Below are 12,314 nucleotides of genomic sequence, written 5' to 3' on the forward strand. Positions count from 1 at the left end.
CTTTACAAATGTTAAAGACCTATAATTACTTATTAAATAGTTTTCTTTTATTGATTACAACTTCGTTAACCATAAGTTGTGGACCAAAGATTGTAAAACATTCTGATTCATTCACTGATAGTAAAATCTCTACATTAAAAACTATTAAGGATAGAGACACTCTTAGAGTTGGTACTACGGGAGATTTTATGCCTTTTTCTTATAAAATCGATTCCAATAAAATCTATGCAGGCTTAGACATAGAAATGGCTAAGACTTTAGCTAAATCTCTTGACGTAGAAGTAGCATTTATTGAGACTAGCTGGCCAACATTAATGGAAGATTTAAGGAATGGTAAATTTGATATTGGAATGAGTGGTATAACCATTACTCCAGAACGACAGACAAAGGCATTTTTTAGTATACCCGTTTTATCTAGTGGAAAGGCAGCTATTACAAGAGATGAAAACTCACTTAATTATAATAGCATTGAAAAAATCAATAAACAAAACGTAAGAGTTATTTTTAATCCTGGCGGCACCAATGAAGCTTTTGCTAGAGCAAATTTCCCAAAGTCTAGGCTCATACTCAACGATAACAATTTAGATATTTTTCAAAAATTAGTGGACGGTGAAGCTGATGTTATGGTAACCGATGCAGTAGAAACGCTTATGCAAGAACAAATTCACAAAGAACTGGAGGCAGTTAACCCCAACCAACCTTTCAATTCTTTCGATTTTGGATATTTGATTGAAAAAGATGCTGTTTTTAAGACCGTAATTGATAATTGGCTATTATCTCAACAAAAGGATAGCGTTGTTTTTAAATTGTTAAAGAAAGAAATTATCAACTTAAATTAACTATCTACTGCGACCAAGAAGTCGGCACTCTATCCCAACGATGCTTTTTTAATTCATTATATAAATCTTCCGACAGTAGAATACCATCACTAGTTGCAGTATTCGCCAATACATTGCTTTGTTTACGCATACCAGGTATAGTTGTACCAACATTATCATTCATTAGAATAAAACGCAATGCCATTTCTGCCATGGTCATACCTTCAGGTATCAAAGGCCGTAAAGCATCTGCATGCTCAACAGAAGAAATTAAATTCTCGGGAACAAAATATGTTCCGCGCCAATCGCCTTCAGGGAAAGTGGTTTCTTTGGTCATAGTACCGGTCAATGTTCCTTCATCAAAAGGTACACGTGCAATGGTTGCTATGTCTAGCTCTTTACAGAGCGGAAACAAGTTATCTATTGGTGCTTGATCGAATATGTTGTAAATGACTTGTACAGCATCTAGCAATCCTGTTTTTAAAGCTTTTATTCCATTTTCTGGCTCCCAACGATTCATACTAATACCCATTGCAGCTACTTTACCTGAAGTCTTTAAATCTTCAATAGCACGTTGCCATTCTTCTCTTTCGCTCCAAACATCATCCCAGGTATGAAATTGCATAAGATCAATTTGCTCCAGCCCTAAATTCTTTAAAGTCTTATGGGTGTATTCCATAATATGTTCTGTAGGATAAGAATCCTCAAAAGCATATTCAGGTTTTGCTGGCCATTGGAAGTTTTTTGGTGGAATTTTACTTGCTGTATATATTTTCTTAGAAGGATGTCTCTTTACCAACTCCCCAAGCAACTCCTCACTATGACCTTCTCCGTAACCCCAAGCGGTATCAAAGAAATTAACTCCGTTTTCAACTGCCAAGTCTAATGATTTTGCAGATTGGACATCATCACTTGCCGTCCAACCGGCCATTCCCCACATTCCGTATCCTACTTCACTTACTTGCCAATCTGTACGACCGAATCTTCTGTATTTCATGTTTAAACCTTGTGTCTTATTTATACCTCCAACTTGTCAAATCAGCTCCTTTGGGTGCACTTTTCTCTATACGCTCCATAATCTTAGGCACGTACATCGTATTATATCTTAATCGCGTAATAGCATTTGGTTGGTCTGGATCCCCGTTCCAACAATGTTCGTCTCTATCTCCATATTTTACCTCTCCCTCATAATAAGGATCTGTAGTACTTTCCAAGAAATCTTCCATTAGGTATACAGCATTGTTGAGGTAGTAGTTATCCATATCTCCACAATAGATATGAATTTTACCTTTTAGATTATCACCTAATTTATCCCAATCTCGTTCTAGAATATGTCTTAAATCGAAATTCTCTTTCCAGTATTCAGCAACCCCGTGGTCGATATCACCTGTCTTTTTATCCCAAATTCTTTCTGGGTACCCATCTTCCCCTTGTGGCGAATAGGTAGCCTCCCAAATATCCCATTGTTGACCTGATCTTGACTTATCTCCCAATACTAATTCTAAGTGATTTCCTTGTTTTAAGGTAGATTGAATTTGACCTAAGTAATTTCTATGCGATGGTACTTCTAAAGTTTTATGTGCACTCTTATAGAAGTAGGCATTTTCATCTTCATATATATTCGTTAAAGTATATGCTCTAAAATCTATGGGGTCTGGGCATGCCGCAAAACAACCGTTATATTCATCTGGGTATTTTACCTGAACCGCCAAAGCTTCCCAACCACCGGTAGAACCACCATATAGAAAACGAGACCACCCCTCTCCCATTCCTCTAAATTGTTTTTCTATTTCCGGAATCAATTCATAGGTAATGGCATCACCATACGGACCTTGACTTGCAGAATTCACCGCATAAGAATCATCATAATATGGTGTAGGATGTTGAATTTGCAACACTATAAATCTTGGAAAATCTGGCTCGTTCCAACGTTTATAAAAATCGTAAGCTTCTTGTTGTTGAATAACATTATAGCCTTCTAAACTAAATCGTTCAGAATACTCTGGTTTCATTTTAGGATCTGGAGGCGTAGTTCTGAATCCGCCAAAATCTGAAGGAAAATGTCCGTGAAAAACCATCAGCGGATACTTCGCTTCTGGATGTTCTTCAAATCCTTTTGGCAGCAATACATGCGCTCCTAAGAAAATATCACGTCCCCAAAACTCAGAAAGCTTTTCTGACTTCACTTTTACATGCTTAATCCACTTAGTATCTTCTGGTTCTTCAATTGGTGCAATCACCTGATCTAAATCGACCGACACATTTTCAAATCCGTTACCGGCAACTCTAATTTTAAATGGTTTGCTATATAAGTTACCAGGAGATTTATTCCATTGTTGTCCCTCTCCATTATCCATCGGCAACTTTACCGTATGCCCTGTAGACAAATTAAAAGTTTCATATACGTTCAAAAGCGCCTGTACATTATACTCACCCGGCGGAACATCTTTTAAGCTTTCGTACGGATACCCAAAAACAGTCTCATCAAAAGTTATAACTGAATCCTTAGCCCAATTCTCCACATTCACACCGAATATCAATTGTGTATTGAGTCCGTCATTAATCTGAAACCGAGGTTCACTACTATCATCTGTAGAAAGCATGAGCAGCAAACGACCATCTTTAGCCAAAGAATCTACCTCAGCAGAATAACTAACCTTTATTGAAAATTTATGCTCTAATTTAGGAGGTTCCGTACATCCTATTACAAAAGCAACGACCACTAGTACCAAAAGAATTTTTCTCATAAGGATAAATGTTTCACAAAAGGTACAGCATTCTAAATTCACATCAAATACCAAGACTATAATTTCAACGTTTTATATTCATGTCCCATTTATTTGACAGCATAAATCATTTATTATGAAAAAACTACTATTCACTTTATTAATAGGACTTTCAATAACCGTACTAGCAAGTTGTGATTATGATGACAGTAATGACATAGACATTCTAGTACCAAATGATACTACCGAAACAGGAGTAGAAATCAAGAAATTACCGGCATAAAAAAAGCCTCACAATTATATTGCAAGGCTCATTTTATAAATTTCTACGGAAATTAGTTTCTACTTCTATGTCTCTCACGAGCCAACAATGTATTTTTCAATAGCATTGCAATCGTCATAGGACCAACGCCTCCAGGTACGGGAGTAATGAATGATGCTTTTTTACTTACATTTTCAAAGTCAACATCACCCGTAATATAATATCCTTTTTCTTTAGTTTCGTCTGGTACTCTAGTAATACCCACATCAATTACAACAGCATCATCTTTCACCATTTCTGCTTTTAAAAATTTAGGTACCCCTAATGCAGAAATAACAATATCTGCCTGCGAAATAATTTGTGTAATGTTTTTTGTATGACTATGAGTAAGGGTTACGGTAGAGTTACCTGGCCATCCTTTTCTACCCATTAAAATACTCATTGGTCTACCTACAATATGACTACGACCAATAACTACGGTATGTTTACCTTTTGTATCTACCTTGTAGCGTTCTAATAATTCAAGAATACCGAACGGAGTAGCAGGTATGAACGTACTCATATCCAAAGCCATTTTACCGAAATTGGTAGGATGAAATCCGTCAACATCCTTATCTGGATCTACGGCCATAATTACCTTTTGGGTATCTATTTGTTCTGGTAACGGTAGTTGAACAATAAAGCCATCGATGTCATCATCAACGTTCAATTCTTTAATCTTGTTCAATAACTCTTGTTCAGAGGTAGTACTCGGCATTTGAATTAAAGTAGATTCAAAACCTATACGCTCGCAAGAACGAACTTTACTACCTACATAGGTTAAACTAGCGCCATCACTACCAACAATAATTGCTGCCAAGTGTGGTACTTTTTCACCACGTTCTTTCATCTTGGCAACCTCGGCCTTGATCTCCTCTTTTATTTCGTTGGATACTTTTTTACCATCCAATAATTCCATATCCGCTTCTTTTTAAGTTGTGTTGTTTGGTTGTTATTTCATTCCTTTCATGGCGCCCATCATCTGCATCATCTTCTTACCGCCGCCGCCTTGCATCATTTTCATCATCTTGCTCATTTGATCAAATTGCTTTAAAAGCTGATTGATTTCTTGAACTTCTCTACCTGCACCTTTTGCAATACGTTTTTTTCTACTAGCATTTAATTTAGAAGGTGTAGAACGTTCTTCTGGTGTCATTGAATAAATAATAGCTTCAATATGCTTAAAGGCATCATCATCAATATCTAAACCTTTTAAGGCTTTTCCTGCACCAGGAATCATCCCCATAAGGTCTTTCATATTACCCATTTTCTTAATTTGCTGAATTTGGCTCAGGAAATCATCGAATCCGAATTTATTCTTGGCAATCTTCTTTTGAATCTTTCTAGCTTCCTCTTCATCAAACTGTTCTTGCGCTCTTTCTACAAGTGAAATAACATCACCCATACCCAAGATACGATCTGCCATACGTGATGGATAGAAAACATCAATAGCTTCCATCTTTTCACCAGTACCAATAAATTTAATTGGCTTATCAACAACCGACTTAATAGATATAGCGGCACCACCACGAGTATCACCATCTAATTTGGTTAGGATAACACCGTCAAAATTTAAGATATCGTTAAAGGCTTTTGCCGTATTTACAGCATCTTGACCCGTCATAGAATCTACAACGAACAATGTTTCTTGAGGCTGTATTGCTTTATGAATGTCAGATATCTCTGCCATCATTTTCTCATCTACAGCTAAACGACCAGCGGTATCAATTATAACAACATTAAAACCTTCTGCCTTTGCCTTCGCAATACCTGCTTGAGCAATAGAAACCGGATCTGTATTTTCTCTATCTGAATATACAGAAACATCAATTTGCTCACCTACTACGTGCAACTGATCTATTGCCGCCGGACGATAAACATCACAAGCAACCAATAATGGTTTTTTAGATTTTTTTGTTTTTAGGAAATTTGCAAGCTTACCAGAAAAGGTAGTCTTACCAGAACCCTGCAAACCTGACATTAAAATAATAGACGGATTGCCAGATAGATTAATACCTTCAGATTCACCACCCATTAATTGAGTTAATTCATCTTTTACAATCTTGACCATTAGCTGACCAGGTTGTAACGTGGTCAATACATCTTGCCCCAATGCCTTTTCTTTTACCCTATTGGTAAATTCTTTGGCTATTTTAAAGTTAACATCCGCATCCAATAAGGCTCGGCGTACTTCTTTGGTAGTCTCTGCAACATTAATTTCTGTAATCTGACCATGTCCTTTTAGTACATGTAAAGCCTTATCTAGCTTATCGCTTAAATTATCGAACATTCTTTTCTTTTTTAAGGGGTTACAAATTTAATAATATCAGCGTAAATTCAGTAGCAAGTACCATAAAATAAACAAAACAAAAGAGCACCCATTATAAAATGGATGCTCTAAACTTAGTTGTGGGGCAAAAAAGGTATTACATTTTCATAAGCTGCAAGTTCAAAACCTCCATCAATACCGCCAACGAGGCCCAACTCTTTACTGTTGACGGTATATTTCTGGATGTTTTTCTCTTACTATCTTTCTAAAACTAAATGGTCATATAAACCAGTATCATTTTCATGTTTAAGCTCAATTCTTGTTTCATCTATCTCTAGAATTTGATAATCGTTTGCCAAAGGCTCATAATTACTATCTGTTTCAAAAGAAATAATCATTTCTAACTTACCGCTAAATGTATTTCTATACACAAACCACGTGCCATTGCTATAGACTTCTCCTTCTAAATTTCTAACTTCTAAAGTGCCGTCATTTTCCAAGTACAATTTTACATCTGCAAAAAGTACAGTAGACTCATCATCATTTTCTGCGAAGTAAGCCACATCCCATTCCGTATTGTTGAATATGCTTTTTATGAAAGTGATATCTTCTTCTTCTGCATCGTTATCGACGATACAATTTTTAACGATCACCAATTCATAGAATTCCTCTTCTACATTAAATTTTACGATTCCTTCTTCAAAATCCGTCAACAACCAATCGAAACTTACCGCTGGTTCATCATCCATGGTAATAGCAACTACCAATCTACCTTGTGTATTTGTGGTAACAACCCAAGTACCTTCAGAAACAGTTGCATCATTAGTTAGAGTTACAATACCATCTACTTGAAATTCAAAATCGCTACCTAATAATCTATTGATCTGGTCTCCGTTATTTTTCACTCTTTTAACAATCCAAGAGCAATCACTTAAGGTTTCAGTGATACTTTCAATAGTCACTTCTTCTAAGTCTTCATCGCAGAATTGCTTCATAACAACTCGATTACTATCGCCACTGTACAATTTAATTTTATCATCTCCTAAGTCGTAGACATCCCACTCTAGGTTAAAATCGGTAGAATTCTCGAATTCCATCGTAAGTTTTGCACCATCATCTCCAACGGTTGTTGTCCAAGTACCTTCAACTACAGTTGCACCGTTAAACCCAGTACTTACCGTACCATCTTCTTTAAAGTTTAAAATGTAATTTACGTATTGCGGCGTCTGGTCAATATCGTTTCTTTTAAACTCTGTTACGAACCACACACACTCTATTAATTCTTCATTTAACTCATCTTGGTCAAAATCATCATCGTTGTAATCATCGTCGTCATCTTCATCGCAATCGTCTTTTGCATTTTCAATCGCAATTGCTAATTCTTCATTACTCTCTACTACAATGGTGGTTTCGTCTGATAATTTTAAAGTCACAGGAAAATCAAAACTTATTAAATTATCATCACCTAAATCTTTAAAGAACAAACGCAACTCGCGATCACTTGTAACCTCAACAGTACTAGTCTGCTCTAGATTTACATTGAATGTAAATAGAGTCATTGGGTAAACAAAATCTATACATTCTATATCATCATCTTCACCGCCTTCTTTACAATCTGCTGCTAATGAACGTAACTCGTCAAAACCATTAATTGTAATTTCAGAGAAATCACCTGCAGTTATGGTAATAGGGAAAATGATATCTAGAAGATTTTCATCATCCTCAACACTATCAAAAATGGCTTCTATTTGTTCAATATCTTCTTCAGAATCGATAGTAAGTGTTATTCCATTTACTTCAACCGTGTATGGAAAATTGATTTCATAACAACTTGTACCATCAACGATATTATCGCAAGAACCATCGTTAGAACTGGTGCGTTGAATTAAATCTGCGGTAGAAGAATTTGCTGTAATTGCAGTTGGTTCTTCACCATTATTAATTTCTTCTATCTCATCTTGACAAGCAGTAAAGCTTAATGCAATTGTTAGTAGGCTAACGTACATTGCATATTTGAAATATTTTTTCATAATGACTTGGTATTGTTTGTTATTATGTTTCTAAAACAACCGACTTTAAAAATACCCTACCTCCTTTTTAATTTTTTTTCAAATATCTTTGATAAAAAGCAATCTATTGAAAGCAGACCAACAATTAAATGTGTGCGAAGAGCAGGTTTACAAAAGGGTTTTTAACGAAACGTCTAAAACCATCTTCAATTATATTTATTACAAATTTGGCAATGAAGAGAAAGCGAACGATGCCGTACAAGAAGCATTTGTAAAGCTATGGGAGAATTGCGCCAAGGTTGCACCAGAAAAAGCAAAATCATATTTATACACGGTAGCGAACAATCTTTATCTTAATGTTATTAAGGCAGAAAAAGTACGGTTAAAATATGCCGATACTACCTTAAAGACCACCAATGAATCTCCAGAGTTTATTATGGAGGAAAATCAATTCAAAGAAAAATTGGATAATGCATTAAACGGTCTTCCAGAAAATCAACGCACTACTTTTTTATTAAATAGGATAGACGGAAAAAAATATGCCGAGATAGCCAAAATGGAAGGTGTAAGTGTCAAAGCAATCGAAAAAAGGATGCATTTAGCATTAAAAAGTTTACGAGAACAAATTGATGGAATATAAGTTAGTTAGTTAGTGAAAGAACTTTTTACATTTCAATTAAACAACACAAGTACTTAATACTAATCACCAATAACTCAATAGAAATAAAAAAGTAGGGTATTCTAATACTTAGTTGTTATACTAATACAAAGCTAAAAATATGCAAGACAATTACTTAGCAAAATGGCTTAATGATGAATTGACCGAAGCCGAGTTGGCGGAGTTCAAGAAGTCGGAAGCTTATGATACATATCAGAAAATTAAGGATTCTTCCGCTCGGTTAGAATCTCCTGAATTTGATATGGATAAAGCATGGCAATCTATTGATCAAACAAAGACTGTAGAAGAAACCAAAGTATTTATATTATCTCCATTTAAAAAGTTTCTTCGCGTGGCCGCAGTAATTGCTGTATTGCTTGCCGGTTCATTCTTTTACTTAAGTACACTAAACGAGTCTTTTACGACAGATTACGCTGAGAACAAATCAATCACTTTACCAGATGCCTCTGAAGTTATATTGAATGCTGAATCTCAATTAGCCTTCAATGAGAAAAAATGGGATGCTAATAGAAATGTAGACCTTAAAGGTGAAGCGTATTTTAAAGTAGCCAAAGGAAAAAAATTCACCGTTGAAACTTCTGAAGGGCTAGTTACTGTACTAGGAACTCAGTTCAATGTAGAAACCAGAGAAGACTATTTTGAAGTCACCTGTTTTGAAGGCTTAGTAAGTGTAACTATCAACGGGAAAGAAACTAAATTACCTGCAGGGAATTCATTGCTTGCAATGAATGGAAAAAGTACCATATCTAAAGCTAACGTAGATGGCAAACCTTCTTGGTTATCTAAAGAGAGTTCATTTAAAAGTATTCCGCTACACTATGTTTTGGATGAGTTACAACGACAATTTAATGTTGAAGTCAGCGCTAAAGATATTGATACTGCTCAACTTTTTACGGGATCCTTTAGTAATAAAAACCTAGACCTTGCCTTAAAGAGCATTAGCGTTCCTTTACAAATTAAGTTTAACTTAGATGGGAATAAAGTGCTGTTCTATGCTGAAGAAGCACCTTAATACGCTTATCACCTTAATTTTCTTACTGATTTTCAGTGGGGCTAGTTATGCCCAAACCGCAACTAAAGATAGTACATCACTTCGCGATTTCTTATCTAAACTAGAATCTAAATTTGATGTAAAATTCTCTTATGCAGATACCGATGTGGAATCGGTTTACATTACAAAACCAACATCCAGTTTTCTTGAAGATATTCTAAATGGTCTACAAGATGAAACCGGAATTACCATCAACAAATTAAGCGATCGCTACTACACCTTAACCAAAACATCGACCATTTCAATCTGTGGATTTGTGCTAGACAATTTTGAAGAAAACAATATACCAGGTGCCACAATTGAAATCTATGAATCTAACTTATCTGGCATTACAGCTGATAATGGTTCTTTCAGCTTTGAAAACGTACCCGTTAATTCATTGGTGCATATAAAACACCTTGGTTACAAACCCATTTTCATTGAGGCAAAAGAGCTTATAAAAACTACCGAATGTAAAGCGATTGCCATGGCGCTCAGCTATCAAGAATTAGAAGAAGTCGTTGTTACCCAATTTCTAACTACGGGACTAAAGAAACTTAATAATACTAGTATCGAATTGAATCCCTCAGAATTCGGAATCTTACCTGGAGTTAGCGAACCAGATATTCTACAGACTGTACAGGCCTTACCTGGTATTAAAAGTGTTGATGAAACCGTTTCGGATATTAATATTAGAGGTGGTACAAATGATCAAAACCTCATTCTTTGGGACGGAATAAAAATGTATCAAACCGGACATTTTTTCGGATTGATATCAGCATTCAACCCCTATGTCACCGAAAAAGTAGCAATCATAAAAAACGGTACTTCTGCCCTCTATAGTGGTGGTGTTAGTGGAACATTGAGTATGCGAACTACGGAAGAATTACCTTTAAATTTTAGCGGCGGAGCTGGATTCAATTTAATTTCAGGAGATGTTTACGGAGTAATTCCTATTCAAGATAACATGGCATTACAAGTTTCTGCCCGCCGATCATATACCGATTTCTTAAACACACCAACGTACACTAAATTTTCAGAAAAAGCATTTCAAGATACAGAAGTAAATAGCGAAAGTGATTTCTATTTCTATGATTTCACTGCTAATTTTATTTCCGAAATTAATGCGCATCAGAAAGTAAGCGTGAGTTTAATTAACATGAGCAATAACCTAAATTATATTGAAACAGTTAATGACACCATTGCCCCAAACAGGAGTAATCTGAATCAGGATAATTTTTCTGTTGGGGGTGAATTACAAAGCGAATGGACAGATTATTTTTCATCTCAACTAAGTGTCTATTACACGCAGTACTACCTAGATGCCCTATCCATATCAAACAATGATGCGCAGCAGTTAGAACAAAATAATCTAGTAAAAGAATCGAACATAAAACTCACTACCTATTACAAATTAGGTGAGCATATAAATTGGATGAACGGTTATGAATTTACCGAAACAGGAATTGAAAATACTACCAACGTTAACCAGCCACCATTTGCAAGTAATATAAAAGGCGTAATTCGTAAACACGGAGTATTCAGTGAAATTTCCTATAGCTCAGAAGATGAGAAATTGAATGGGTTCATTGGCGGAAGGTTGAATTATATCGAAAACTTGGATACGTTTCAAGAATACATCTTTGAACCTCGCATTAATGTTAGTTATGAGCTGTTACCAAATTTTAAAACCGAAGTATTAGGTGAATTTAAAAGTCAGGTCACCAATCAGATTATAGATTTAGAACAGAACTTTCTAGGTATAGAAAAAAGAAGATGGATTCTTTCTGACGGTGACGCCTTGCCCATTACAAAAAGTAAACAAGGCTCTATTGGTTTTAATTATGATACAAACAAACTATATGTGGGTATAGATGCTTTTTACAAAGAAGTAAATGGTATTAATGTTTATACTCAAGGTTTCCAAAATCAGAATCAATTTAATGGTGAGATTGGCTCATACGCAGTTAAAGGAGCCGAATTCTTAATTAATACGAAGAATAACGACTATAGCGCATGGCTTAGCTACACCTTCAATAAAAACGATTATACATTTGATGTTTTGGAACCGTCTACTTTTCCTAATAATTTAGATGTTAGACATGCCATCACTCTTGCAGGCAACTATACCATCGGTAATCTTAAATTAGGTATCGGCTTAAATTACAAATCAGGAAAACCCTTTACGCAACCTAATGAGAACGACCCTATTAATGAAACCGTTTTCCCAACCGAAATAAATTACGAAGAACCTAATAGCAGCAGACTACCCGAATATTTTAGGGCAAACGCATCTGCAAATTACACCTTAAAAATGAGCGATAAAATGAATGTTATTTTTGGCGTATCCGTATTAAATTTTACGAACAGGCAAAATACCTTAAACACCTATTACAGGCTGCTAGACGATACTACCATTGAAACTATTGAGCGCTTATCATTAGGTATTACGCCCAATGCAAGCATACGAATCAGTTTTTAG

Annotated in this window: 10 protein-coding genes; 5 read left to right on the forward strand and 5 right to left on the reverse strand. The window is 35.5% G+C overall.

What is annotated here, in order from left to right; all coding sequences use genetic code 11:
- The first annotated feature begins 8 nt into the window (after positions 1–8).
- Complete coding sequence (locus Q0871_RS08380; RefSeq protein WP_299320991.1) at positions 9–839, forward strand: transporter substrate-binding domain-containing protein; 831 nt, start codon at positions 9–11, stop codon at positions 837–839.
- 4 nt (positions 840–843) lie between these two features.
- On the opposite strand, the gene Q0871_RS08385 is transcribed toward Q0871_RS08380, so the two are convergent.
- Positions 844–1,815 (reverse strand): aldo/keto reductase, encoded by a 972-nt coding sequence (locus Q0871_RS08385; protein ID WP_299320992.1) that lies wholly within the window; start codon positions 1,813–1,815, stop codon positions 844–846.
- A gap of 16 nt (positions 1,816–1,831) precedes the next feature.
- Positions 1,832–3,565, reverse strand: coding sequence for an alpha/beta hydrolase-fold protein (locus Q0871_RS08390; RefSeq protein WP_299320993.1), 1,734 nt, complete (start codon positions 3,563–3,565; stop codon positions 1,832–1,834).
- A gap of 115 nt (positions 3,566–3,680) precedes the next feature.
- On the opposite strand from Q0871_RS08390, the gene Q0871_RS08395 reads away from it, so the two are divergent.
- Positions 3,681–3,827 (forward strand): hypothetical protein, encoded by a 147-nt coding sequence (locus Q0871_RS08395; RefSeq protein WP_299320994.1) that lies wholly within the window; start codon positions 3,681–3,683, stop codon positions 3,825–3,827.
- A gap of 52 nt (positions 3,828–3,879) precedes the next feature.
- Here Q0871_RS08395 and Q0871_RS08400 read toward each other — a convergent pair whose 3' ends face one another.
- The 3 genes from Q0871_RS08400 to Q0871_RS08410 form a co-directional block, all read right to left on the reverse strand.
- A complete protein-coding gene (locus tag Q0871_RS08400) occupies positions 3,880–4,764 on the reverse strand; it encodes a bifunctional 5,10-methylenetetrahydrofolate dehydrogenase/5,10-methenyltetrahydrofolate cyclohydrolase (RefSeq protein WP_073242663.1) in 885 nt (294 codons plus the stop codon).
- A gap of 33 nt (positions 4,765–4,797) precedes the next feature.
- Positions 4,798–6,135 carry a signal recognition particle protein gene (gene ffh, locus Q0871_RS08405; RefSeq protein ID WP_299320999.1) on the reverse strand — a complete coding sequence of 446 codons (1,338 nt, stop codon included), beginning with the start codon at positions 6,133–6,135 and terminating at the stop codon, positions 4,798–4,800.
- Positions 6,136–6,371: 236 nt separating this feature from the next.
- Positions 6,372–8,144, reverse strand: coding sequence for a hypothetical protein (locus Q0871_RS08410; RefSeq protein WP_299321001.1), 1,773 nt, complete (start codon positions 8,142–8,144; stop codon positions 6,372–6,374).
- A gap of 106 nt (positions 8,145–8,250) precedes the next feature.
- Between Q0871_RS08410 and Q0871_RS08415 the strand changes: the two genes are divergently transcribed.
- The 3 genes from Q0871_RS08415 to Q0871_RS08425 all read left to right on the forward strand — a co-directional run bounded on the left by Q0871_RS08415 (position 8,251) and on the right by Q0871_RS08425 (position 12,314).
- Positions 8,251–8,763 (forward strand): RNA polymerase sigma factor, encoded by a 513-nt coding sequence (locus Q0871_RS08415; protein WP_299321005.1) that lies wholly within the window; start codon positions 8,251–8,253, stop codon positions 8,761–8,763.
- A gap of 139 nt (positions 8,764–8,902) precedes the next feature.
- Positions 8,903–9,814, forward strand: a complete 912-nt coding sequence (locus Q0871_RS08420; protein WP_299321008.1) for a FecR family protein — start codon at positions 8,903–8,905, stop codon at positions 9,812–9,814.
- Positions 9,795–12,314: a TonB-dependent receptor plug domain-containing protein gene (locus tag Q0871_RS08425; protein ID WP_299321009.1), complete on the forward strand. Its 2,520-nt coding sequence runs from the start codon at positions 9,795–9,797 to the stop codon at positions 12,312–12,314. Before Q0871_RS08420 ends, Q0871_RS08425 begins: the two co-directional genes overlap by 20 nt.

This window comes from uncultured Maribacter sp., from assembly GCF_947500985.1.
Lineage (GTDB): Bacteria > Bacteroidota > Bacteroidia > Flavobacteriales > Flavobacteriaceae > Maribacter.

Coding starts and splice junctions, on each gene's coding strand:
- Q0871_RS08380 (WP_299320991.1), top strand. CDS start 9: ATGTTAAAGACCTATAATTACTTATTAAATAGTTTTCTTTTATTGATT.
- Q0871_RS08390 (WP_299320993.1), bottom strand. CDS start 3,565: ATGAGAAAAATTCTTTTGGTACTAGTGGTCGTTGCTTTTGTAATAGGA.
- Q0871_RS08385 (WP_299320992.1), bottom strand. CDS start 1,815: ATGAAATACAGAAGATTCGGTCGTACAGATTGGCAAGTAAGTGAAGTA.
- Q0871_RS08425 (WP_299321009.1), top strand. CDS start 9,795: ATGCTGAAGAAGCACCTTAATACGCTTATCACCTTAATTTTCTTACTG.
- Q0871_RS08395 (WP_299320994.1), top strand. CDS start 3,681: ATGAAAAAACTACTATTCACTTTATTAATAGGACTTTCAATAACCGTA.
- ffh (WP_299320999.1), bottom strand. CDS start 6,135: ATGTTCGATAATTTAAGCGATAAGCTAGATAAGGCTTTACATGTACTA.
- Q0871_RS08400 (WP_073242663.1), bottom strand. CDS start 4,764: ATGGAATTATTGGATGGTAAAAAAGTATCCAACGAAATAAAAGAGGAG.
- Q0871_RS08410 (WP_299321001.1), bottom strand. CDS start 8,144: ATGAAAAAATATTTCAAATATGCAATGTACGTTAGCCTACTAACAATT.
- Q0871_RS08420 (WP_299321008.1), top strand. CDS start 8,903: ATGCAAGACAATTACTTAGCAAAATGGCTTAATGATGAATTGACCGAA.